At 71.7% G+C, this 22,576-nt stretch carries 18 protein-coding genes; 16 read left to right on the top strand and 2 right to left on the bottom strand.

Going from position 1 to position 22,576, the window contains the following annotated elements; all coding sequences use genetic code 11:
- Positions 1 to 74: 74 nt before the first annotated feature.
- The 4 genes from ACIPM1_RS28575 (at position 75) to serA (ending at position 5,469) form a co-directional block, all read left to right on the top strand.
- Positions 75 to 1,925 carry an acetolactate synthase large subunit gene (locus ACIPM1_RS28575; RefSeq protein WP_356187896.1) on the top strand — a complete coding sequence of 617 codons (1,851 nt, stop codon included), beginning with the start codon at positions 75 to 77 and terminating at the stop codon, positions 1,923 to 1,925.
- Positions 1,926 to 1,957: 32 nt separating this feature from the next.
- Positions 1,958 to 2,482, top strand: a complete 525-nt coding sequence (gene ilvN, locus ACIPM1_RS28580; protein WP_114255472.1) for an acetolactate synthase small subunit — start codon at positions 1,958 to 1,960, stop codon at positions 2,480 to 2,482.
- A gap of 117 nt (positions 2,483 to 2,599) precedes the next feature.
- On the top strand, positions 2,600 to 3,598 hold the full coding sequence (gene ilvC / locus ACIPM1_RS28585; RefSeq protein ID WP_356187898.1) for a ketol-acid reductoisomerase: 999 nt from the start codon (positions 2,600 to 2,602) through the stop codon (positions 3,596 to 3,598).
- Between the two features lie 281 nt (positions 3,599 to 3,879).
- Positions 3,880 to 5,469, top strand: coding sequence for a phosphoglycerate dehydrogenase (gene serA / locus ACIPM1_RS28590; protein WP_356187900.1), 1,590 nt, complete (start codon positions 3,880 to 3,882; stop codon positions 5,467 to 5,469).
- Positions 5,470 to 5,562: 93 nt separating this feature from the next.
- On the opposite strand, the gene ACIPM1_RS28595 is transcribed toward serA, so the two are convergent.
- Positions 5,563 to 7,131: an MFS transporter gene (locus ACIPM1_RS28595; protein WP_402439413.1), complete on the bottom strand. Its 1,569-nt coding sequence runs from the start codon at positions 7,129 to 7,131 to the stop codon at positions 5,563 to 5,565.
- 96 nt (positions 7,132 to 7,227) lie between these two features.
- On the opposite strand from ACIPM1_RS28595, the gene ACIPM1_RS28600 reads away from it, so the two are divergent.
- Positions 7,228 to 7,809 carry a TetR/AcrR family transcriptional regulator gene (locus ACIPM1_RS28600; RefSeq protein WP_356187952.1) on the top strand — a complete coding sequence of 194 codons (582 nt, stop codon included), beginning with the start codon at positions 7,228 to 7,230 and terminating at the stop codon, positions 7,807 to 7,809.
- A 34-nt stretch (positions 7,810 to 7,843) separates the two neighbouring features.
- Here the strand turns inward: ACIPM1_RS28600 and ACIPM1_RS28605 are convergent, their stop codons facing one another.
- Positions 7,844 to 9,133 (bottom strand): PucR family transcriptional regulator, encoded by a 1,290-nt coding sequence (locus ACIPM1_RS28605; RefSeq protein ID WP_402439415.1) that lies wholly within the window; start codon positions 9,131 to 9,133, stop codon positions 7,844 to 7,846.
- 160 nt (positions 9,134 to 9,293) lie between these two features.
- Between ACIPM1_RS28605 and ACIPM1_RS28610 the strand changes: the two genes are divergently transcribed.
- From ACIPM1_RS28610 to cimA, 11 genes are all read left to right on the top strand, one after another.
- Positions 9,294 to 10,274, top strand: a complete 981-nt coding sequence (locus tag ACIPM1_RS28610; protein WP_402439416.1) for a proline dehydrogenase family protein — start codon at positions 9,294 to 9,296, stop codon at positions 10,272 to 10,274.
- Positions 10,275 to 10,323: 49 nt separating this feature from the next.
- Positions 10,324 to 11,955: an L-glutamate gamma-semialdehyde dehydrogenase gene (gene pruA / locus ACIPM1_RS28615; protein ID WP_356187908.1), complete on the top strand. Its 1,632-nt coding sequence runs from the start codon at positions 10,324 to 10,326 to the stop codon at positions 11,953 to 11,955.
- Between the two features lie 328 nt (positions 11,956 to 12,283).
- Complete coding sequence (locus tag ACIPM1_RS28620) at positions 12,284 to 12,415, top strand: hypothetical protein (RefSeq protein ID WP_356187910.1); 132 nt, start codon at positions 12,284 to 12,286, stop codon at positions 12,413 to 12,415.
- A 147-nt stretch (positions 12,416 to 12,562) separates the two neighbouring features.
- Positions 12,563 to 13,606, top strand: a complete 1,044-nt coding sequence (locus ACIPM1_RS28625; protein WP_402439418.1) for a 3-isopropylmalate dehydrogenase — start codon at positions 12,563 to 12,565, stop codon at positions 13,604 to 13,606.
- A gap of 285 nt (positions 13,607 to 13,891) precedes the next feature.
- Complete coding sequence (locus ACIPM1_RS28630; protein WP_392194426.1) at positions 13,892 to 14,980, top strand: branched-chain amino acid aminotransferase; 1,089 nt, start codon at positions 13,892 to 13,894, stop codon at positions 14,978 to 14,980.
- Positions 14,981 to 15,202: 222 nt separating this feature from the next.
- Positions 15,203 to 15,883: an urease subunit gamma gene (gene ureA, locus ACIPM1_RS28635; protein WP_402439420.1), complete on the top strand. Its 681-nt coding sequence runs from the start codon at positions 15,203 to 15,205 to the stop codon at positions 15,881 to 15,883.
- Positions 15,880 to 17,562, top strand: coding sequence for an urease subunit alpha (locus ACIPM1_RS28640; RefSeq protein WP_402439422.1), 1,683 nt, complete (start codon positions 15,880 to 15,882; stop codon positions 17,560 to 17,562). Before ureA ends, ACIPM1_RS28640 begins: the two co-directional genes overlap by 4 nt.
- A gap of 24 nt (positions 17,563 to 17,586) precedes the next feature.
- A complete protein-coding gene (locus tag ACIPM1_RS28645) occupies positions 17,587 to 18,627 on the top strand; it encodes an agmatine/peptidylarginine deiminase (RefSeq protein ID WP_402439424.1) in 1,041 nt (346 codons plus the stop codon).
- A gap of 9 nt (positions 18,628 to 18,636) precedes the next feature.
- The gene (locus ACIPM1_RS28650) at positions 18,637 to 19,242 is read left to right on the top strand and encodes a TetR/AcrR family transcriptional regulator (RefSeq protein ID WP_402439426.1); all 606 of its coding nucleotides are present in this window, start codon (positions 18,637 to 18,639) and stop codon (positions 19,240 to 19,242) included.
- 58 nt (positions 19,243 to 19,300) lie between these two features.
- A complete protein-coding gene (locus ACIPM1_RS28655) occupies positions 19,301 to 20,602 on the top strand; it encodes an MFS transporter (RefSeq protein WP_402439428.1) in 1,302 nt (433 codons plus the stop codon).
- 280 nt (positions 20,603 to 20,882) lie between these two features.
- The gene (gene cimA, locus ACIPM1_RS28660) at positions 20,883 to 22,487 is read left to right on the top strand and encodes a citramalate synthase (RefSeq protein ID WP_402439430.1); all 1,605 of its coding nucleotides are present in this window, start codon (positions 20,883 to 20,885) and stop codon (positions 22,485 to 22,487) included.
- Positions 22,488 to 22,576 lie beyond the last annotated feature (89 nt).

The following is a 22,576-nucleotide window of genomic DNA, read 5'->3' on the forward strand; positions in this document are numbered from 1 at the left end:
CAGGCACCCCTCGTGCAGCAGCCGAAATCCGCTCACACCTCGCAAAAACCCTCAGCATCGAGAAGAGAATGACGATGACCGAGCAGGCCACCGGGGCCCATCACCCGCAGCCGCGGCCCCGATCCGGAGGACAACAGTCCGCTCCCGAGCACGTCACGGGTGCGCAGTCCCTCATCCGCTCTCTCGAGGAGGTCGGCGCCGACACGGTATTCGGCATTCCCGGCGGTGCGATCCTTCCCGCGTACGACCCGCTGATGGACTCCACCCGGGTGCGCCACGTCCTGGTCCGGCACGAGCAGGGCGCCGGTCACGCGGCCACCGGCTACGCGCAGGCCACCGGCAAGGTCGGCGTCTGCATGGCGACCTCCGGACCCGGCGCCACCAACCTGGTCACCCCGATCGCCGACGCCCACATGGACTCCGTGCCGCTGGTCGCGATCACCGGCCAGGTCGCCTCCAAGGCGATCGGCACGGACGCCTTCCAGGAGGCGGACATCGTCGGCATCACCATGCCGATCACCAAGCACAACTTCCTGGTCACCAAGGCCGAGGACATCCCGCGGATCATCGCGCAGGCGTTCCACATCGCCTCCACCGGCCGCCCCGGCCCGGTCCTGGTCGACATCGCCAAGGACGCCCTCCAGGCGAAGACCACCTTCTCCTGGCCGCCGGTGATGGACCTGCCCGGCTACCGGCCCGTCACCAAGCCGCACGCCAAGCAGATCCGCGAGGCGGCCAAGCTCATCACCTCCGCGAAGCGCCCCGTCCTCTACGTCGGCGGCGGCGTCCTGAAGGCCCGCGCCACCGCCGAGCTCAAGGTCCTCGCGGAACTCACCGGAGCGCCCGTCACCACCACCCTGATGGCGCTCGGCGCATTCCCCGACAGTCACCGGCTGCACGTGGGAATGCCGGGCATGCACGGTTCGGTCACCGCCGTCACCGCGCTGCAGAAGGCCGACCTGATCGTCGCCCTCGGAGCCCGCTTCGACGACCGCGTCACCGGCAAGCTGGACAGCTTCGCCCCGTTCGCCAAGATCGTCCACGCCGACGTCGACCCGGCCGAGATCGGCAAGAACCGCGCCGCCGACGTGCCGATCGTCGGCGACGCCCGCGAGGTCATCGCCGACCTGATCCAGGCCGTGCAGAGGGAGCACGCCGAGGGCCACCGGGGCGACTACACCGCTTGGTGGAACGACCTCGGGCGCTGGCGCGAGACCTACCCGCTCGGCTACGACCAGCCCGCGGACGGCTCGCTCTCCCCGCAGCAGGTCATCGAGCGGATCGGGCAGCTCGCCCCAGAGGGCACGATCTTCGCGGCGGGCGTCGGCCAGCACCAGATGTGGTCCGCGCACTTCATCCAGTACGAGAAGCCCGCCACCTGGCTGAACTCCGGCGGCGCCGGAACCATGGGCTACGCGGTCCCGGCCGCCATGGGCGCCAAGGCCGGCCGTCCGGAGCGCGCCGTCTGGGCGATCGACGGTGACGGCTGCTTCCAGATGACCAACCAGGAACTCACCACCTGCGCCCTGAACAACATCCCGATCAAGGTCGCCATCATCAACAACGGCGCCCTCGGGATGGTCCGCCAGTGGCAGACCCTCTTCTACAACCAGCGGTACTCCAACACGGTGCTGCACTCCGGGCCGGGCGCCGAGCCCAAGGGCCCGAGCGCCGGCACCCGGGTCCCCGACTTCGTGAAGCTGTCGGAGGCCATGGGCTGTCACGCGATCCGCTGCGAGTCGCCCGACGACCTCGACAAGGTCATCGAAGAGGCGAACGCGATCAACGACCGCCCCGTCGTCGTCGACTTCATCGTCCACGAGGACGCGATGGTCTGGCCGATGGTCGCGGCCGGCACCTCCAACGACGAGATCATGGCCGCCCGGGACGTCCGCCCCGACTTCGGCGACAACGAAGACGACTGAGCCGGGAAGACGAAGAGGAAGAGCAACCAGACATGTCCAAGCACACGCTCTCCGTCCTGGTGGAGAACACGCCGGGCATCCTCGCCCGGATCGCCGCCCTGTTCTCCCGGCGCGGCTTCAACATCGACTCCCTTGCGGTCGGTGTCACCGAGCACCCCGACATCTCCCGCATCACCATCGTGGTGGGCGTGGAGGACCTGCCGCTGGAGCAGGTGACCAAGCAGCTCAACAAGCTCGTCAACGTGCTGAAGATCGTCGAGCTGGAGCCGTCGCAGGCCGTCCAGCGCGAACTCGTCCTGGTGAAGGTGCGCGCCGACAACGAGACGCGCTCCCAGATCGTGGAGATCGTCCAGCTGTTCCGCGCCAAGACCGTCGACGTCTCCCCGGAGGCCGTGACGATCGAGGCCACCGGGTCCGGCGAGAAGCTGTCGGCGATGCTCAAGATGCTGGAGCCGTTCGGCATCAAGGAGCTGGTCCAGTCCGGCACCATCGCGATCGGCCGCGGCGCCCGCTCGATCACGGACCGGTCGCTGCGCGCGCTCGACCGGTCGGCGTAACGACGCGTCCGGGCGGCCGGGGAAATCCGGCCGCCCGTATGCCGAGACCCCCAGACTTCCCTTCCCCCCACCGTCATACGGTGGGAGCACACCTGCACACCAAGGAGAGAACCCAAAGTGGCCGAGCTGTTCTACGACGCTGACGCCGACCTGTCCATCATCCAGGGCCGCAAGGTCGCGGTCATCGGCTACGGCAGCCAGGGCCACGCCCACGCCCTGTCGCTGCGCGACTCGGGTGTCGACGTGCGGGTCGGTCTGCCCGAGGGCTCCAAGTCGAAGGCCAAGGCCGAGGAGCAGGGCCTGCGCGTGGTGACGCCCGCCGAGGCCGCCGCCGAGGCCGACGTCATCATGATCCTGGTCCCGGACCCGATCCAGGCCCAGGTCTACGAGGAGTCCGTCGCCCCGAACCTGAACGACGGCGACGCGCTGTTCTTCGGGCACGGCTTCAACATCCGCTTCGGCTTCATCAAGCCCCCGGCCGGCGTCGACGTCTGCATGGTCGCCCCGAAGGGCCCGGGCCACCTGGTGCGCCGCCAGTACGAGGAGGGCCGCGGCGTCCCCTGCATCGCGGCCGTCGAGCAGGACGCCTCCGGCAGCGCCTTCGCGCTCGCCCTCTCCTACGCCAAGGGCATCGGCGGCACCCGCGCCGGCGTCATCAAGACCACCTTCACCGAGGAGACCGAGACCGACCTCTTCGGCGAGCAGGCCGTTCTCTGCGGCGGCACGGCCGCGCTGGTCAAGGCGGGCTTCGAGACGCTGACCGAGGCGGGCTACCAGCCCGAGATCGCCTACTTCGAGTGCCTGCACGAGCTGAAGCTGATCGTCGACCTCATGTACGAGGGCGGCCTGGAGAAGATGCGCTGGTCGATCTCCGAGACCGCCGAGTGGGGCGACTACGTCACCGGCCCGCGCATCATCACCGACGCCACCAAGGCCGAGATGAAGAAGGTCCTCGCCGAGATCCAGGACGGCACCTTCGCCCGCAACTGGATGGACGAGTACCACGGCGGTCTGAAGAAGTACAACGAGTACAAGCAGCAGGACGCCGAGCACCTGCTGGAGACCACCGGCAAGGAGCTGCGCAAGCTCATGAGCTGGGTGAACGAGGAGGCGTAGGCCTCCCGGCCGAGGGGGCCGGAGCGAGCCGCTCCGGCCCTTTCGCCGAACCCGGGGTAACGTCGGTGGTCACAGGGGACGCGCGGCGTTGTCCACCCCGTCCAGCCACGGACGGGTGATCCTTCCGCGGTGGCGTAATGCGGCGCATCCGGCGCCACTACACTGCTGCACTAACAAACGCGTCAGGCCCACAGCGTCGTGCGTCTCTTACGCGGTAGCCCCTCCTCCGCCTGCGGCCGTCGGGACGGCCGTCCGCATGCATTGGACTTGTGAGGACTCACGTGAGCTCGAAACCTGTCGTACTCATCGCTGAAGAGCTGTCGCCCGCGACCGTCGACGCACTCGGTCCGGACTTCGAGATCCGCCACTGCAACGGCGCGGACCGAGCCGAACTGCTCCCCGCCATCGCCGACGTGGACGCGATCCTGATCCGCTCCGCCACCAAGGTGGACGCCGAGGCGATCGCCGCCGCGCGCAGGCTCAAGGTCGTCGCACGAGCCGGCGTCGGCCTGGACAACGTCGACGTCTCCGCCGCCACCAAGGCCGGCGTGATGGTCGTCAACGCCCCGACCTCCAACATCGTGACCGCCGCCGAGCTGGCCTGCGGTCTGATCCTCGCCACCGCCCGCAACATCCCGCAGGCCAACGCCGCGCTGAAGAACGGCGAGTGGAAGCGCAGCAAGTACACGGGCGTCGAGCTGGCCGAGAAGACCCTCGGCGTCGTCGGCCTCGGCCGCATCGGCGCCCTGGTCGCCCAGCGCATGTCCGCCTTCGGCATGAAGGTCGTCGCCTACGACCCCTACGTGCAGCCCGCGCGGGCCGCGCAGATGGGCGTCAAGGTGCTGACCCTGGACGAGCTGCTGGAGGTCTCCGACTTCATCACCGTCCACCTGCCCAAGACCCCCGAGACCCTCGGCCTGATCGGCGAGGAGGCGCTGCGCAAGGTCAAGCCGGGCGTGCGCGTGGTCAACGCGGCGCGCGGCGGCATCGTCGACGAGGAGGCGCTGTACTCGGCGCTCAAGGAGGGCCGCGTCGCCGGCGCCGGCCTGGACGTGTACGCCAAGGAGCCGTGCACCGACTCGCCGCTGTTCGAGTTCGACCAGGTCGTCGCCACCCCGCACCTGGGCGCCTCCACGGACGAGGCGCAGGAGAAGGCCGGCATCGCGGTCGCCCGGTCGGTCCGCCTCGCCCTGGCCGGCGAGCTCGTGCCGGACGCGGTGAACGTGCAGGGCGGTGTCATCGCCGAGGACGTCAAGCCGGGTCTGCCGCTCGCCGAGCACCTCGGCCGGATCTTCACCGCCCTCGCGGGCGAGGTCGCGGTCCGCCTCGACGTCGAGGTCTACGGCGAGATCACCCAGCACGACGTGAAGGTGCTGGAGCTCTCCGCGCTCAAGGGCGTCTTCGAGGACGTCGTCGACGAGACCGTGTCGTACGTCAACGCGCCGCTGTTCGCCCAGGAGCGGGGTGTGGAGGTGCGCCTGACCACCAGCTCCGAGTCGGCGGACCACCGCAACGTGGTCACCGTGCGCGGCACCCTCGCGGGCGGCGAGGAGGTGTCGGTCTCCGGCACCCTGGCCGGCCCGAAGCACGTCCAGAAGATCGTCGCGGTCGGCGACTACGACGTCGACCTCGCCCTCGCCGAGCACATGGTCGTCCTGCGCTACGAGGACCGTCCGGGTGTCGTCGGCACCGTCGGCCGCATCATCGGCGAGGCGGGCGTCAACATCGCCGGGATGCAGGTCGCCCGCGCGGCGGCGGGCGGCGAGGCGCTGGCGGTGCTCACCGTGGACGACACGGTGCCGGCCGGCGTGCTGACCGAGGTCGCCGGGGAGATCGGCGCGACCTTCGCCCGCGCGGTGAACCTGGTCTGAGGCAACCGTTCCGAAGCGCCGGGCGGGCTGGTGATCCAGCCCGCCCGGCGCTTTCGCGTGCCGCGGCGTCCCGGGGGAGCGCGTTCCGGTGGCTCAGGCGAGGCGGGCCTCCGGCTCGGCCTCCGCAGCCGGCGCCGGGCGCACGTGGATCCGGCGCAGGGTGCCCGCCGCCGCGAGGGCGGCCAGGGCCAGCAGGACCGCCCCGGCGAGCGCGGCCCCCCGCATCCCGTGGGTGAAGGCCTCGCGCGCCGTGGCCGCCAGGGCGTCTCCCGCGCGCCCCGGCAACCGCCCGGCGACGGCGAGGGCGCCGCCCAGGGTCTCGTGGGCCGCCGCCGGAGCCGAGGACGGGATGTCGCGGCGGTAGACGGCGGTGCCGATGGAGCCGAGGACCGCCATGCCCAGCGCGCCGCCGAACTCGGTGGCCGTCTCCAGCAGGGCCGAGGCCGTACCGGCCCGATCCACCGGCGCCGTGCTCATCGCGAGGTCGGTCAGCTGGGACATCACCATGACCGCGCCGCAGGCCAGGACACCCGCCGCGGTGAGGACCAGCCAGAGGGAGTGCGTGCCGGCGAACGCCAGGAGCGTGAACCCGGCCGCGGAGAAGGCGAAGCCGGTGGCGACCGCGTACCCGCGGTCGGCGCCCCGGGCGACGAGGTGTCCGGTGACCGGGCCGGCGACGCCGATGAGCACCGACGGGAGCAGGCTCCACAGCGCGGCCGACAGGGGGCTCTTGCCGAGGACCGACTGCAGGTACTGCGTGGTGAAGATGGCCGAGCCCATGACGGCGAACGCCGAGATCAGGGTCAGGACCAGCGCCGGGGTGAAGCCGCGGCCCCTCAGCAGCGCCGGCGGGATCAGCGGGGAGTCCCCGGCGCGCTGGCGCCGGACGAGGAGCGCGGCGAAGAGCAGGCCGACGGCCACCGACACCACGTACCGCGGGTGCCAGCCCTCGGAGGGGATCTCCTTCAGGCCGTAGACCACCGGGAGCACCGCGGCCATCGACAGCGGAACGCTCGGCCAGTCGAAGCGGCCCGGAGCGGGGTTCCGCGACTCGGGGAGCAGGACCGGGCCGAGCACCAGCAGCAGGGCCATCGCGGGCAGGTTGACCAGGAAGACCGAGCCCCACCAGAAGTGCTCGACGAGCACACCGCTCATCACCGAGCCCAGCGCGATGCCGCCGGTCATCACCCCCGACCACAGGCCGATGGCCTTCGCCCGCTGGGCGGGGTCGGTGAACATCGTGCGCAGCAGCGCCATCGTCGACGGCATCAGGGTCGCGCCGCCGATGCCGAGGACCGCGCGGGCCGCGATCAGGGTCTCGGCGCTGTCCGCGTACGCCGCCACCAGCGAGGCGGCGCCGAACGCGGCCGCGCCCGCCAGCAGCAGCCTGCGGCGGCCGATGCGGTCGCCCAGCGCGCCCATCGTCATCAGCAGGCCGGCCAGGACGAAGCCGTAGACGTCGAAGATCCACAGCTGCTGGGTGCCGCTCGGCCGCAGGTCGGCGCCGATGGCGGGGGCGGCGAAGTACAGGACCGAGACGTCCATCGAGACCAGGAGCAGCGGGAGCATCAGCACCCCGAGGGCGGTCCACTCGCGGCGCCCGGCGCGGACGGGGGCACCCTCGGCGCCCGGAGGAACGGTCGTGCTCGTCGGATTCGTCATGCCGGTGACTGTACGGCTGTATTAAACGCTCGTCTAGAACGCCTGTATAAGTCACCCGTCTAGGACAGTCGTATGGACGGCTATAGGCTGCTGTGCATGGGACACCGCGAGGATCTGCTCGAAGGCGCGAAGCGCTGCCTGCTGGCCAAGGGGTTCGCGCGGACCACCGCGCGCGACATCGTCAGGGAGTCGGGCACGAACCTGGCGTCGATCGGCTACCACTACGGCTCGAAGGACGCCTTGCTGGCGCAGGCGTACGTGTCGCTGGTCGAGGGGGTGGCCGACGACTGGGACGCGGCACCCGAAACCGGCGGCGCACCGGGCTCCCTCGAGCGGTTCCGGGAGGTGTGGTCGAACATCATCGCCACCATGCGCGAGCCCGGCTCCTTCTGGCGCCTCAGCGCGGAGATCGTGGTCATGGGCGACCAGCTGCCCGAGGTGCGCGACCACCTCGCGCGGGCCCAGCGGGAGGCTTCGCGGGGTTTCGTCGTCCTCATGACGGGCGGGCGCGAGGAGGACGTCCCGGAGGAGGTCGTCGACACGCTCGGCGCCTTCTACACGGTCCTCATGACCGGCCTGATCGCGCAGTGGACCTTCGACCCGAAGGCCGCGCCCGACGCCGACGCCCTCACCGAGGGCCTGCGCCGCCTGCTGGACGGTGTGCGACGGGCCGAGTGACCCGTCGGCGCGGGCCGCTGCCCACCGCCGCGCCCTACAGCCGCGCCCGCTTCAGCGCCATGTGCAGCAGCAGGCGGTCCTCGCCGTCGTCCAGGTCGAGGCCGGTCAGCTGCTCCACCCGGGACAGGCGGTAGTAGAGGGTCTGGCGGTGGATGCCCAGCTCGGCGGCGGCGCGGCCGGCCTGGCCGGCGCAGTCCAGGAACACCTCGGCCGTGCGGGCGAGTTCCTGGTGGGCGGGGGAGAGCAGGGCGCGTACGGCCACGTCCTCGGCGGTCCGCGGCGGCAGTGCCGTGAGCAGACGGAACGGGCCGATCGAGGCCCACCGCGCGACCGGCCCCAGCCGCGGCTCCGCCAGCGCGGCCCGGGCCGCCCCCGACGCCTCCGCCCAGGCGGTCCCGAGCTCCGCCAGCCCGGACCGGGCGGCGGCGACCCCGGCGGCGACTCGGGCGCCGCCCGTACGGCCGGCCGTTCCGACATCGGTGCCGGCCGCACCGGTTCCCCCGGGTCGCGCCCCGGCCCGTTCCAGCAGCCGGGCCGCCGCCGCCTCCGCCGGGGCCAGCGCGTCCGCCGACCGCAGCCGGACCAGGAGCGCCAGGCACTGCGCGGCGCCGGCGCCCCCCACCGCCCCGGGGGTCTGTGCGGTCCCCGCGTCCCAGGGCACGGTGCACAGTGCCGTCGCGCCCGGCAGGGTGCGCACCGACGGGGCGTCACCGGGGTCGGCCGAGGGCCACGGGGCCACGCACACCACCGTGTGCGGACCGTCCGCGCGCGCACCGAGGGCCGTCCGCAGCTCCGCCACCGCCATGTCCCGCGGCCAGCCGGGCTCGGCGGTCAGCACCGCCCGCAGCTCCCGGGTGAGGTCCGCCCCGTGCTGCGCCTCGTCCGCGAGCAGCGCGCCGATCCGCGCGGTCACCCGCATGGCCGCCGCGAGCTGCGGTTCGCCGGGGCCCGGCTCGTCGTCCAGCAGCCAGACGTAGCCGAGGACGACACCCCGATGGCGTACGGGGAGGCAGATCCGCCCCCGGTACACCCCCGCCTCCGGGGTCGGCGGGATCCGCACCGGGCCGGTGGCGCGGGTGATGCCGAAGCCCTCGAACCAGGTGCGCACCGCCGCCGTGGAGCGGCGGGTGAGGATCGAGCGGGTGCGCACCGGGTCCAGGGCCGACGGATCGAGGTCGCCCTCGCTGTCGTAGGCGCCGAAGGCGATCAGCTCGAAGTCCCGGTTCTCCAGCGTCGCCGGTGCGCCGAGCAGCTCGGAGATCTCGTCGACCAGCTCCTGGTAGTCACCTCTGCGTTCCGGCGTCACCCGGGCATTCTCCCGCATTTCCCAGGAGCCTCATACATCTGTCTGAGATCCCGGGCACGGATGCGTGACAGCTGTCGATGGTCGACGATCGGGTGGATCCTTAACTTTCACGGTGGTTCTCCGTGCCGTTGCCCGAGGGCGGGTGGCGGCTTCCTGTTCCTCGTAGTGGAGGTGCCCCGTGCTGGGTCCCGTGATTCTCGCCGCGTCGCGCAGCGACCGGATGCGACGCCTGATCTCGGCGGCCCCGGTGACCAAGCAGGTCGTCGACCGCTTCATCCCCGGCGAGACCGTGGACGACATCGTCCCGATCATCACGGACCTGACCGGCAAGGGCCTGGAGCTGACCATGGACGTGGTCGGCGAGGACATCACCACGCCCGAGCAGGCCGCCGCCGCCCGAGACGCCTACCTCCTGCTGATCGACCGGATCAAGGACCTGGAGCTCGGCACCAGGGTCGAGGTGTCCGTCAAGCTGTCCATGTTCGGCCAGTCCCTCCCGTCGCCCACCGCCGCCCGTGCCGGAGGGCCCTCCGGGCCCGCCCCCGCCTTCCCCGGCGGCCACGAGCTGGCCCTCGCCAACGTCCGCCCGGTCGTCGAGGCCGCCGCGGCGATCGGCACCACGGTCACCCTGGACGCGGAGGACCACACCACCCTCGACTCGATGTTCGCCATCCACGAGGAGCTGCGGAAGGACTTCCCGCAGACCGGCTGCGTCATCCAGGCCTACCTCTTCCGCACCGAGGCCGACGCCCGGCGGCTCGCCGCCGGCGGCAGCCGGGTGCGCCTGGTCAAGGGCGCCTACAAGGAGCCCGCCGAGGTCGCTTACCAGAACAGGCAGGAGATCGACAAGGCGTACGTGCGGATCCTGCGCACGCTCATGGAGGGCGAGGGGTACCCGATGATCGGGTCCCACGACCCGCGGCTCATCTCCATCGGGCAGGAACTCGCCCGGCGTGCCGGGCGCAAGCCCGCCGAGTACGAGTTCCAGATGCTGTACGGCATCCGGAGCGACGAGCACCTGCGGCTGGCCGCCGAGGGCCACCGCATGCGCGTCTACACCGCCTACGGCACCGACTGGTACGGCTACTTCATGCGCCGTCTGGCGGAGAAGCCGGCCAACCTGCGCTTCTTCGTCCGCTCGATGGTCAGCAAGGGCTGAGCCCGCTCCCCGCTCGCAACACCGCTCAAGTCAAGGAGTTACGGAACCCATGGACGCTGTGACCCAGGTCCCCACCCCCGTCAACGAGCCGGTGCACGGCTACGCCCCCGGCTCGCCCGAGCGCGCCCGCCTGGAGGCCAAGCTCAAGGAGCTCGCCGGCAACCCGGTCGACCTGCCCTGCACCATCGGCGGCGAGAAGCGCATGGGCGGCGGCGAGGCCTTCCAGGTCGTCCAGCCGCACAACCACAAGGCCGTCCTCGGCACCTACCGCAACGCCACGCGGGCGGACGCCCAGGACGCCATCGACGCGGCCCTCGCCGCCGCGCCCGCCTGGCGCGCGATGTCCTTCGACGACCGTGCGGCGATCATCCTGCGCGCCGCCGAGCTGCTGGCCGGCCCCTGGCGCGAGACCATCGCCGCCTCCACCATGCTCGGCCAGTCGAAGACCGCCCAGCAGGCGGAGATCGACAGCCCGTGCGAGCTGGTCGACTTCTGGCGCTTCAACGTCCACTACGCCCGCCAGATCCTGGCCGAGCAGCCCCCGGCGAACTCGCCGGGCGTGTGGAACCGCCTCGACCACCGCCCGCTGGAGGGCTTCGTCTACGCGATCACGCCGTTCAACTTCTCGGCGATCGCGGCCAACCTGCCGACCGCGCCCGCGCTGATGGGCAACGTCGTGGTCTGGAAGCCCTCCCCGACGCAGACCCACGCCGCCGTGCTGCTCATGCGGCTGCTGGAGGAGGCGGGACTGCCCAAGGGCGTCATCAACCTCGTCACCGGCGACGGCATCGAGGTGTCCGAGGTCGCCCTGGCCCACCGCGACCTGGCGGGCATCCACTTCACCGGCTCGACCAGGACCTTCCAGTACCTGTGGAAGACGGTCGGCGCCAACATCGAGAAGTACCGCTCCTACCCGCGTCTGGTCGGCGAGACCGGCGGCAAGGACTTCCTGGTCGCGCACCCGTCCGCCGACCGCGCGGTGCTCAAGACCGCGTTGACCCGCGGCGCCTTCGAGTACCAGGGCCAGAAGTGCAGCGCCACCTCCCGCGCCTACGTCCCGGCGTCGATCTGGAACTCCGGCTTCAAGGAGGAGTTCGCCGCCGAGGTCGACGGCCTGACCATGGGTGACGTCACCGACCTGGCGCACTTCATGGGCGCGGTCATCGACGAGCGCTCCTTCGCGAAGAACAAGGCGGCGATCGACCGGGCCAAGGAGGACGCGGCCTGCACGATCGTCGCGGGCGGCACCTACGACGACTCGGTCGGCTACTTCGTCCGTCCGACCGTCATCGAGTGCACCGACCCGGAGAACGACGTCTTCCGCACCGAGTACTTCGGCCCGATCCTCGCCGTGCACGTCTACGAGGACGAGAAGTACGACGAGATGCTCACCCAGATGGAGTCGGTGTCGGACTACGCGCTGACCGGGTCCGTCATCTCCAACGACCGCGCGGCGGCGGCGTACACGATGGAGCGGCTGCGCTACGCGGCCGGCAACTTCTACATCAACGACAAGTCGACCGGCGCCGTCGTCGGCCAGCAGCCCTTCGGCGGCGGCCGCGCCTCCGGCACCAACGACAAGGCCGGCGCCCCGCAGAACCTGATGCGCTGGACCCTGACCCGCGCCATCAAGGAGACGCTGGTCCCGCCGACCGACTACGGCTACCCGCACATGGGCTGACACACCGGCAGGTACCGAGGGCCGGGCCCCGTCCGCACGGACGGGGCCCGGCCCGTCTTCGTTTCCGCGCCCGTCCGGAGGCCGCCGTCTCAGATAGTAGGAAGTCCGAGTAATTGTGGAGACAGAGAAGCCGTCCTCGCTTAGCTTTGTAGAAGCCGAACGTCTCGCTCGATCCAGCGAACGGCAGGCGTGAGCCGGGCCCCGAGCAGGTAACCCCTGCGGCGCCGCTCCCCGCCACTGAGTCGGCATCACCCACGCCCATCAGGCAGTGGGCGAGTCTCGAAACTTCCTTTCCGCGCTCCCTGCTTGTCGAAGGAGTCGATTTCCCATGGCCGAGACGACCGTCCGCCGCCGAGTCCGCCACCACTCCCGTACGAGCGAGTCCGACCGCAAGAACGCCGCCGCCGCGCTCCAGCGCGCCCTCGACCGCCGGGACAACGGCGGCCAGACGGGCCACTGAGCCGCCGCGTCCACCAGCCGGGAGCCGCGCCCGCACGGGGCGCGGGCGCGGCCTTCGTGAGCCCCGTCCGCGCCCCCGTGGCCGCTCCCTTCGTCCGAATGATGGACGTCCCGTGTCATTTCATGGGACGCGAAGTAGGGTGCCGACATGTCTCGCAGCATCGATCTCGCAGTGATCCCCGGTGACGGCATCGGCCAGGAAGTGGTGGCCGAGGGCCTGAAGGTCCTGACCGCCGTCCTCCCGCAGGACGTGAAGCTCGAGACCGAGGAGTACGACTTCGGGGCCCGGCGCTACCACGCCACCGGTGAGACCCTCACCGACGCCGACCTGGAGCGGCTCGAGCGGCACGACGCCATCCTGCTCGGCGCGATCGGCGACCCGTCGGTGCCGTCCGGCGTCCTGGAGCGCGGCTTCCTGCTCAAGCTCCGCTTCGCCTTCGACCACCACGTCAACCTGCGCCCCTCGAAGCTGCTGCCCGGCGTCGCCACCCCGCTCGCGGGCGACCCGCGGATCGACTTCGTCGTCGTCCGCGAGGGCACCGAGGGCCCCTACACGGGCAACGGCGGCACCATCCGCAAGGGCACCGAGCACGAGGTCGCCACCGAGGTGTCCGTCAACACGGCCTACGGTGTCGAGCGCGTGGTACGCGACGCCTTCGCCCGCGCCCAGGCCCGCTCGCGCAAGAAGCTCACGCTGGTCCACAAGAACAACGTGCTGACCTTCGCCGGGCACCTGTGGACGAACGTCTTCAACCGGGTGGCCGAGGAGTTCCCCGAGGTCACCACCGAGTACATCCACGTCGACGCGGCGACGATCTACCTCGTCACCCAGCCCGAGCGCTTCGACGTGATCGTCACCGACAACCTCTTCGGCGACATCATCACCGACCTCGCCGCGGCCGTCTCCGGCGGCATCGGCGTCGCCGCCTCCGGCAACATCAACCCGAGCGGCGCGTTCCCGTCGATGTTCGAGCCGGTCCACGGCTCGGCCCCGGACATCGCCGGCCAGGGCAAGGCCGACCCCACCGCCACGGTCCTGTCCGTCGCCCTGCTGCTGCGCCACCTCGGCTACGAGGACGAGGCGACCCGGATCGAGGAGGCGGTCTCCGCGGACCTCGCGGAGCGCGGCGGGCTGCCCGCCCGCAGCACCGCCGAGATCGGCGACGCGCTCGCCGTACGAGTAGCCGGCTGACCTGGCCGCGCCACTCGAGAACTCCCCCGGCTCCGAGGAGTGGGGGGAATCCCATTCGAAGCCGTCGGGTCGCATCCGCACCCGGCGGCTTTCCGTATGCGGCGCCGGGTGCCACCATCAACCCCTGGGCCCGCATTCACCCCGTTTTCTTCCGCTGCAGGCTCCGCGCGATAATCGAACGCGGAGCCGCGGTATGAGGGAATGTTCGGACGTCCTAGCACCGGCCACTGGCCGTACGGGCGTGAGCGCGGCCCGTCACGACAACCGGTGAAGGACAAACCACTGATGACGACGCCCACGATCGAGCTCAAGCCCTCGGCCAACCCGCTCTCCGACGCGGAGCGGGAGGCGATCCTGGCCAACCCCGGGTTCGGCCGCCACTTCACCGATCACATGGTGACGATCAGGTGGACGGAGGGCCGGGGCTGGCACGACGGACAGCTCGTCCCGTACGCGCCGATCTCCCTCGACCCCGCCACTCACGTCCTGCACTACGCGCAGGAGATCTTCGAGGGGCTGAAGGCCTACCGCCAGCCCGACGGCACCGTCGCCACCTTCCGCCCCGACAAGAACGCCCAGCGCTTCCAGGCCTCCGCCCGCCGCCTGGCCATGCCCGAGCTGCCCGTCGAGACCTTCGTCGAGGCCTGCGACGCCCTGGTCCAGCAGGACCAGGGCTGGGTGCCGCCGCACGGCGGCGAGGAGTCGCTCTACCTGCGCCCGTTCATGATCGCCACCGAGGTCGGGCTGGGCGTCAAGCCCGCCAACGAGTACCTCTTCCTGGTCATCGCCTCCCCGGCCGGCGCCTACTTCCCGGGCGGCGTGAAGCCGGTCTCCATCTGGGTCTCCGAGGACCGGGTCCGCGCCGTCCCCGGCGGCATGGGCGACGCCAAGACCGGCGGCAACTACGCGGCCTCCCTGCTCGCCCAGGCCGAGGCGGCCGCCAAGGGCTGCGCCCAGGTCTGCTACCTCGACGCCGTGGAGCACCAGTGGGTCGAGGAACTGGGCGGCATGAACCTGTACTTCGTGTACGGCGACAGGATCGTCACCCCGACGCTCACCGGCTCCATCCTGGAGGGCGTCACCCGCGACTCGCTGCTGGCCGTCGCCCGCGACCTCGGCTACGAGTCCGAGGAGGCCCGCGTCTCCATCGACCAGTGGCAGCGCGACTCCGAGAACGGCACCCTCACCGAGGTCTTCGCCTGCGGCACGGCCGCCGTCATCACCCCGGTCGGCACCGTCAAGCGCGCGTCCGGCGAGTGGCAGCAGTCGGGCGGCGAGCCCGGCGAGGTCACGCTGAAGCTCCGCCAGGCCCTCCTGGACCTCCAGCGCGGCACCGCCGAGGACAAGCACGGCTGGATGCACCGCATCGGCTGAGTCCCGCCCCGGTTCTCCCTCGGGCCGTCCCCCGGCCGCTCCCACGAGCGGCCGGGGGACGGCCTTTTCCGTGTCCGTCATCCTATTTGAGTGCCGCTCAAGAAGCTCGTCGCTCTCCAGGCTCCCTACCTGGCGGTCTTCCCTTCCCTTACCGCTGTTTCAGACTTAGAGTGCTGCTCTAAAGTCTGGATGCGCAAAGCATGTGCAAGGAGGTGCCGCGACGTGAGACTCACCCCCACCGAGCGTGACCGGCTGTTGCTGTTCTCCGCCGCCGAGCTGGCCCGGTCCCGCAAGGCGCGCGGCCTGCGGCTCAACGTCCCGGAGGCCACCGCCCTGATCGCCGACACCGTCTGCGAGGCGGCCCGGGACGGCGCCCGGCTCGCCGAGGCGGTCGCGCGGGCCCGCGCGGTGCTCGGCCCGGACGACGTGCTGCCCGGCGTCGCGGACGTCGTCACGGAGGTGCACGTCGAGGCCGTCTTCGACGACGGCTCGCGGCTCGCGGTGGTCTCCGCCCCCATCGGCGGCGGACTGGGGGAGCGCGCGCCGGGCGCTCTGCTGCCGGGTCCGGGGCACGCCGAGCCCGAGGCGGAGGTCCGCCTCGCGGTCACCAACACCGCGACCGTGCCGGTCTCCGTCACCTCCCACTTCCACTTCTTCGAGGCCAACCCGCGGCTCGACTTCGACCGGGCCGCCGCCTACGGGATGCGGCTCGCGGTGCCCGCGGGCTCCTCCGTCCGCTTCGGCCCCGGCGAGCGCGTCGAGGTGGGGCTGCTGCCGATCGGGGGCGACCGCGTCGCCATCGGGTTCGCCGGGCTGGTCGACGGCCCGCTGGACGCGCCGGGCGCGCGGGAGGAGGCCCTGCGCAGGGCCGCCGCCTGCGGATATCTGGGAGCCGCGCGATGAATCCGTACGAGTACGCCGCCACCCACGGCCCCCGCGCCGGCGACCGCGTCCGGCTCGGCGACTCCGGGCTGGTGATCCGCGTCGAGTCCGACGCCCAGCGCCCGGGCGACGAGTTCCTCGCCGGGTTCGGCAAGACCGCCCGCGACGGACTGCACCTGAAGGCGGCCGCCGTCCGCGAGACCTGCGACGTCGTGATCAGCAACGTCGTCGTGATCGACGCCGTGCAGGGGATCCGGAAGGTCTCCATCGGGATCCGCGAGGGCCGGATCCACTCCGTCGGGCGGGCCGGCAACCCCGACACCCTCGACGGGGTCGACGTGGTCGTGGGGACCGGCACGTCGATCGTGTCAGGCGAGGGGCTGATCGCCACCGCCGGGGCCGTCGACACCCATGTGCACCTGCTCTCCCCGCGCGTCATGGAGGCCTCGCTCGCCTCCGGCGTGACCACGATCATCGGCCAGGAGTTCGGCCCGGTGTGGGGCGTGGGCGTCAACTCGCCCTGGGCGCTGCGGCACGCGTTCGGCGCCTTCGACGCCTGGCCGGTCAACATCGGCTTCCTCGGCCGGGGTTCGTCCTCCCACTCCGCCCCGCTGGTGGAGGCCCTCGCCGAGGGCGGCGCGTCCGGCTTCAAGGTGCACGAGGACATGGGGGCCCACACCCGCGCCCTGGACACCGCCCTCCGGGTGGCCGAGGAGCACGACGTGCAGGTCGCCCTGCACAGCGACGGGCTGAACGAGTGCCTGTCGGTCGAGGACACCCTGCGGGTCCTGGAGGGGCGCACCGTCCACGCCTTCCACATCGAGGGCTGCGGCGGCGGCCATGTGCCGAACGTCCTGAAGATGGCCGGAGTCCCGAACGTCATCGGCTCCTCCACCAACCCCACCCTCCCCTTCGGCCGGGACGCGGTCGCCGAGCACTACGGCATGATCGTCTCCGTCCACGACCTCAAGACCGACCTGCCGGGCGACGCCGCCATGGCCCGCGACCGCATCCGCGCCGGGACCATGGGCGCCGAGGACGTGCTGCACGACCTGGGGGCGATCGGCATCACCTCCTCCGACGCGCAGGGCATGGGCCGCGCGGGCGAGACCGTGCGGCGCACCTTCGCGATGGCCGGGAAGATGAAGGCCGAGCTGGGCCCCCTGGAGGGGGACGGCCCGGACGACGACAACGCCCGCGTGCTGCGCTACATCGCCAAGCTGACCGTCAACCCGGCCGTCGCGCACGGCCTCGCGCACGAGGTCGGATCCATCGAGCAGGGCAAGCTGGCCGACATCGTGCTGTGGCGCCCGGAGTACTTCGGGGCCAAGCCGCAGCTCGTGCTCAAGGCGGGCTTCCCGGCGTACGGCGTGACCGGCGACCCCAACGCGGCCACCGACACCTGCGAACCCCTCGTGCTGGGGCCGCAGTTCGGCGCGCACGGGGCCACCCCCGCCGAGATCTCGGTCGCGTTCGTCGCCCGGGCCGCCCTGGACCAGGGCCACGACCGGATGCCGACCCGCAGAAGAAGGGTCGCCGTCCGCGGCACCCGCGGCATCGGCCCCGCCGACCTGCGCCTGAACTCCCGTACCGGATCGGTCGACGTCGACCAGTGGACCGGGCTGGTCACCCTCGACGGCGACCCGGTCCGCTCCGGGCCCGCCGACTCGGTGTCCCTCAACCGCCTGTACTTCCTCTGAGGTTCAAGGAGCCAAGGACCGCGTATGAACACCCCCGCCGCCGACGGCTTCCACATGCCCGCCGAGTGGGCGCCGCACGAGCGCACCTGGATGGCCTGGCCCGGCCCCAACCCGACCTTCGACGACCCCGACGACCTCGTCCTCGCCCGCACGGCCTGGGCGTCGGTCGCCCGTGCCGTCCTCCGCTTCGAACCGGTGACGGTCGTCTGCCGACCCGGCCAGTCGGCGTACGCGCAGGCGCTGCTCGGTCCCGGCGTCGACACCGTCGAGCGCGACCTGGACGACGCCTGGATGCGGGACATCGGCCCCACCTTCCTCACCGGCGGGCGGGGCCGACTCGCCGCCGTCGACTGGACGTTCAACGGCTGGGGCGCCCAGGAGTGGGCCCGCTGGGAGCACGACGCGAAGATCGCCGCACATGTCGCGGACCTCGCGGGCGCCCGGACGTACGCCTCGGAGCTGGTCAACGAGGGCGGCGCGATCCACGTCGACGGCGAGGGCACCGTCCTGCTCACCGAGACCGTGCAGCTCGGCCCCGAACGCAACCCGCACTGGAGCAGGGAGCGGGTCGAGGCGGAGATCCACGCGCACCTCGGCACCCGCAAGGCCGTCTGGCTGCCCCGCGGCCTGACCGGCGACTACCCCCCGCACGGCTTCGGCACCCTCGGCCATGTGGACATCGTCGCCGCCTTCGCGCGCCCCGGCGTCGTCGTCGCCCACCACCAGCCGGACCCGGCGCACCCCGACCACGAGGTGACGAAGGAGGCCATCGGCATCCTGAGGTCCGCCACCGACGCGCGCGGCCGCCGCCTGGGGGTCGTGGAGGTCCCCGCCCCCACCGTGCTGGAGGCGGACGGGCACTGGGCCGACTACTCGTACATCAACCACTACCTCTGCAACGGCGGCGTCGTGCTGTGCGGCTTCGACGACCCCCGCGACGAACTCGCGGCCGGCGTCTTCCGGAGGCTCTTCCCGGAGCGGACGGTCACCCTGGTGGACGCCCGTACGATCTTCTCCGGCGGTGGCGGCATCCACTGCATCACCCAGCAGCAGCCGAGGATCTAGGAGCAGCGGATGGCCGGTGGGCGCAGGCAGGCGGCCCCGCCGCGCGAGGAGGTCCTCGCCGCCGCCATGGAGATGATCGCCGAGCGCGGTCTGGAGAAGCTCACCATGGCCGCGCTCGGCCGCGCGGTCGGCATGAGCAGCGGTCACCTGCTGTACTACTTCCACTCCAAGGACGAGCTGCTGCTGCGGACCCTGGAGTGGAGCGAGGGCCGCCTGGGCGCCGAGCGCGGCCGGCTGCTCGCCCGCACCGCCCCCGCCCGCGCGCGCCTGGACGGCTACGTCGACCTGTACGTCCCCGACGGCCACCGCGACCCGCACTGGACGCTGTGGCTGGAGGTCTGGAACCGCTCGCAGAACGCCGACGACGCCGCCCGCGACCGGCAGGCCGCCATCGAGGGCGCCTGGCACCGCGACCTGGTCGCCCTGATCGCCGAGGGCGTCTCGCGCGGCGAGTTCCGCCCCGTGGACGCCGACCGGTTCGCCACCCGGCTGCGCGCCCTGCTCGACGGCTTCTCCATCCACGTGGCGATCGGGCTGCGCGGCACCGGCCGGGAGCAGGTCCTCGGTCACGTAAGGGAGTTCCTGGACGAATCGCTTACCCGCCCCGCCAAGTGACGCCGCCGAACGGCCCATTGGGCGGGTCATCCGTGCCCGGCCGGGGCAGGTACGCCTCATGGGACAACAGCACTGGAAGAGGATCTGGATCGGCTCGGCCGGGAACATGGTGGAGTGGTACGACTGGTTCGTCTACGCCAGTTTCGCCACCTACTTCGCCGGGGCGTTCTTCCCCGACGGCGACCCGACCGCCCAACTCATGAACACCGCGGGCATCTTCGCGGTCGGCTTCTTCATGCGACCGGTCGGCGGCTGGCTGCTCGGCCGGGTCGGCGACAGAAGAGGCCGCAAGGCCGCGCTGACCCTCACCGTGACCCTGATGTCCGCGTCCGCGATCCTCATCGCGGTGGCGCCGACGTACGCGGCCGCCGGGTACGGCGGGGCGCTGGTGCTGCTCCTCGCCCGCCTGCTCCAGGGCCTGTCGGTGGGCGGCGAGTACGCGGCCAGCGCCACCTACCTCACCGAGGCCGCCGACCCGCACCGGCGCGGTTTCGCCTCCAGCTTCCAGTACGTGTCCATGACCGCAGGCCAGATCGTCGGCCTGGGCCTGCAGATCGTCCTGCAGCGCACCATGTCGGACGACGCGCTGCACAGCTACGGCTGGCGCATCCCGTTCGTCGTCGGCGCGCTCGGCGCGGCCGTGGTCTTCTACCTGCGGCGCAGCATGCTGGAGACCGAGGTCTACGAGGCCGACGCCACCGGCGGCGAGGAGCGCGGCACGCTGCGCGCGCTGTGGCGGCACCGGCGGGAGGCGCTGCTGGTGATGGCCCTGACCATGGGCGGCACGGTCGCCTACTACACGTACACCACGTATCTCACGAAGTACCTGTCGAACTCCGCGGGCCTGTCCAAGCAGACCGCCACGCTGGTCTCCTTCACCGCGCTGATCGTCTTCGCCTGCCTCCAGCCGCTGGCCGGCCGGCTGTCCGACCGGATCGGCCGCCGTCCGCTGCTGATCACCTTCGCCGTCGGCTCCACCCTGCTGACCGTGCCGGTCATGACCCTGCTCGGGCACGCGGGGAGCTTCTGGCCGGCCCTCGGCCTGTCCCTGCTGGCGCTGGTGATCGTGACCGGCTACACCTCGATCAACGCCTGCGTGAAGGCGGAGCTGTTCCCGACCGGCGTCCGCGCGCTCGGCGTGGCCCTCCCGTACGCCCTGGCCAACGCGCTGTTCGGCGGTACCGCGGAGTACGTCGCCCTGTGGTTCAAGAACGCCGGCGCCGAGTCCGGTTTCTTCTGGTACGTGGCGGGCTGCGCGGCCGTCTCCCTCGTCGTCTACCTCACCATGCGGGAGACGAAGGACCTCGACCTCACCCGGATGCGCGCCGCCGAGGCGTCTCGGCTGACGCCCGCATCCTGAGACGGCGGTGAGCGCGGGGGCGGATTGTGCCAGACTGCCCCCGTGCTCTCGTTCGCCATGATTATGGGCAGCAGGCGCGCCGGTCCGCAGTGACCGTCTCGTACGACCAGGTACGGGCGGCCATCGTGTCCTCGACCCGCGCGCAGACCTCTCGCACCCGCGAGAGGTTTTTCGTTTTCTGGCCCACCTTCAGCCGGGAGCGGAGCGCGAGGGATGATGGGGGGACGGTGGAGCCGGTCATTCCGGTAAGACCGAGATCCAAAACAGGAGCCTTGAGACCATGACCGCAACCAGCCAGCCGGCCGATGCGTTCCACGTGTTCGACACCACCCTGCGCGACGGCGCCCAGCGGGAGGGCATCAACCTCACCGTCGCCGACAAGCTGGCCATCGCCCGGCACCTGGACGACTTCGGCGTGGGCTTCATCGAGGGCGGCTGGCCCGGAGCCAACCCGCGCGACACCGAGTTCTTCGCCCGCGCCCGGCAGGAGATCGAGTTCCGGCACGCCCGGCTGGTCGCCTTCGGCGCCACCCGCCGCGCGGGCGCGACGGCGGCGGACGACCCGCAGGTCAGGGCGCTCCTGGAGTCCGGCGCCGAGGTGATCACCCTGGTGGCGAAGGCGCACGACCGGCATGTGGAACTGGCGCTGCGCACCACGCTGGAGGAGAACCTGGAGATGGTCCGGGACACCGTCTCCTACCTGCGTTCGGAGGGCCGCCGCGTCTTCGTCGACTGCGAGCACTTCTTCGACGGCTACCGCGCCAACCCCGCCTACGCCAAGGCCGTCGTCCGGGCCGCCTCGGAGGCGGGCGCGGACGTGGTGGTGCTGTGCGACACCAACGGCGGAATGCTCCCCGCCCAGGTCCAGGCGGTCGTCTCCACCGTCCTGGCGGACACCGGCGGCCGCCTCGGCATCCACGCCCAGGACGACACCGGCTGCGCCGTCGCCAACACGCTGGCCGCGGTCGACGCCGGCGCCACCCACGTGCAGTGCACGGCGAACGGCTACGGCGAGCGGGTCGGCAACGCCAACCTGTTCCCCGTCGTGGCGGCCCTGGAGCTGAAGTACGGCAAGCAGGTGCTGCCCGAGGGCCGGCTGCGCGAGATGACGCGCATCTCGCACGCCATCGCCGAGGTCGTCAACCTGACGCCCTCGACGCACCAGCCCTATGTGGGTGTATCCGCCTTCGCGCACAAGGCCGGGCTGCACGCCTCCGCGATCAAGGTCGACCCGGACCTGTACCAGCACATCGACCCCGAGCAGGTCGGCAACACCATGCGGATGCTCGTCTCCGACATGGCGGGCCGGGCGTCGGTGGAGCTGAAGGGCAAGGAACTCGGCGTCGACCTCGGCGGCGACCGCGAGCTGGTCGGCCGGGTGGTCGAGCGGGTCAAGGAGCGCGAGCTCAAGGGCTACACCTACGAGGCGGCGGACGCCAGCTTCGAACTGCTGCTGCGCGCCGAGGCCGAGGGCAGGCCGCTGAAGTACTTCGAGGTGGAGTCCTGGCGGGCGATCGTCGAGGACCGCCCCGACGGCACCCACGCCAACGAGGCCACGGTCAAGCTGTGGGCCAAGAGCGAGCGCATCGTCGCCACGGCCGAGGGCAACGGCCCGGTCAACGCCCTCGACCGCGCCCTGCGGGTGGCCCTGGAGAAGATCTACCCCGAGCTGGCCGCCTTCGAGCTGGTCGACTACAAGGTCCGCATCCTGGAGGGCAAGCACGGCACCCAGTCCACGACCCGCGTGCTCATCTCCACCTCGGACGGCCGCGGCGAGTGGTCCACGGTGGGCGTGGCGGACAACGTCATCGCCGCGTCCTGGCAGGCGCTGGAGGACGCGTACACCTACGGCCTGCTGCGCGCGGGCGTGGAACCGGCGGCGTAGGCGTCGAACCGGCGGCGTAGGCCTTGGGCCGGGCGGGAGCGGCAACGGCCGGCCGGGCGGGCGCGGTTCGGCCCGCCCGGCCGATCGTG

The sequence above is a fragment of the Streptomyces sp. NPDC086766 genome, from assembly GCF_044746005.1.
Taxonomy (GTDB): Bacteria; Actinomycetota; Actinomycetes; order Streptomycetales; family Streptomycetaceae; genus Streptomyces.

What these genes read in the sequence shown, in the direction of transcription:
- ACIPM1_RS28575 (WP_356187896.1), top strand. Translation starts at nt 75, where the DNA reads ATGACCGAGCAGGCCACCGGGGCCCATCACCCGCAGCCGCGGCCCCGA.
- ilvN (WP_114255472.1), top strand. Translation starts at nt 1,958, where the DNA reads ATGTCCAAGCACACGCTCTCCGTCCTGGTGGAGAACACGCCGGGCATC.
- ACIPM1_RS28595 (WP_402439413.1), bottom strand. Translation starts at nt 7,131, where the DNA reads ATGACGAATCCGACGAGCACGACCGTTCCTCCGGGCGCCGAGGGTGCC.
- ACIPM1_RS28600 (WP_356187952.1), top strand. Translation starts at nt 7,228, where the DNA reads ATGGGACACCGCGAGGATCTGCTCGAAGGCGCGAAGCGCTGCCTGCTG.
- ACIPM1_RS28605 (WP_402439415.1), bottom strand. Translation starts at nt 9,133, where the DNA reads ATGCGGGAGAATGCCCGGGTGACGCCGGAACGCAGAGGTGACTACCAG.
- pruA (WP_356187908.1), top strand. Translation starts at nt 10,324, where the DNA reads ATGGACGCTGTGACCCAGGTCCCCACCCCCGTCAACGAGCCGGTGCAC.
- ACIPM1_RS28620 (WP_356187910.1), top strand. Translation starts at nt 12,284, where the DNA reads ATGGCCGAGACGACCGTCCGCCGCCGAGTCCGCCACCACTCCCGTACG.
- ACIPM1_RS28625 (WP_402439418.1), top strand. Translation starts at nt 12,563, where the DNA reads ATGTCTCGCAGCATCGATCTCGCAGTGATCCCCGGTGACGGCATCGGC.
- ACIPM1_RS28630 (WP_392194426.1), top strand. Translation starts at nt 13,892, where the DNA reads ATGACGACGCCCACGATCGAGCTCAAGCCCTCGGCCAACCCGCTCTCC.
- ACIPM1_RS28640 (WP_402439422.1), top strand. Translation starts at nt 15,880, where the DNA reads ATGAATCCGTACGAGTACGCCGCCACCCACGGCCCCCGCGCCGGCGAC.
- ACIPM1_RS28645 (WP_402439424.1), top strand. Translation starts at nt 17,587, where the DNA reads ATGAACACCCCCGCCGCCGACGGCTTCCACATGCCCGCCGAGTGGGCG.
- ACIPM1_RS28650 (WP_402439426.1), top strand. Translation starts at nt 18,637, where the DNA reads ATGGCCGGTGGGCGCAGGCAGGCGGCCCCGCCGCGCGAGGAGGTCCTC.
- ACIPM1_RS28655 (WP_402439428.1), top strand. Translation starts at nt 19,301, where the DNA reads ATGGGACAACAGCACTGGAAGAGGATCTGGATCGGCTCGGCCGGGAAC.
- cimA (WP_402439430.1), top strand. Translation starts at nt 20,883, where the DNA reads ATGACCGCAACCAGCCAGCCGGCCGATGCGTTCCACGTGTTCGACACC.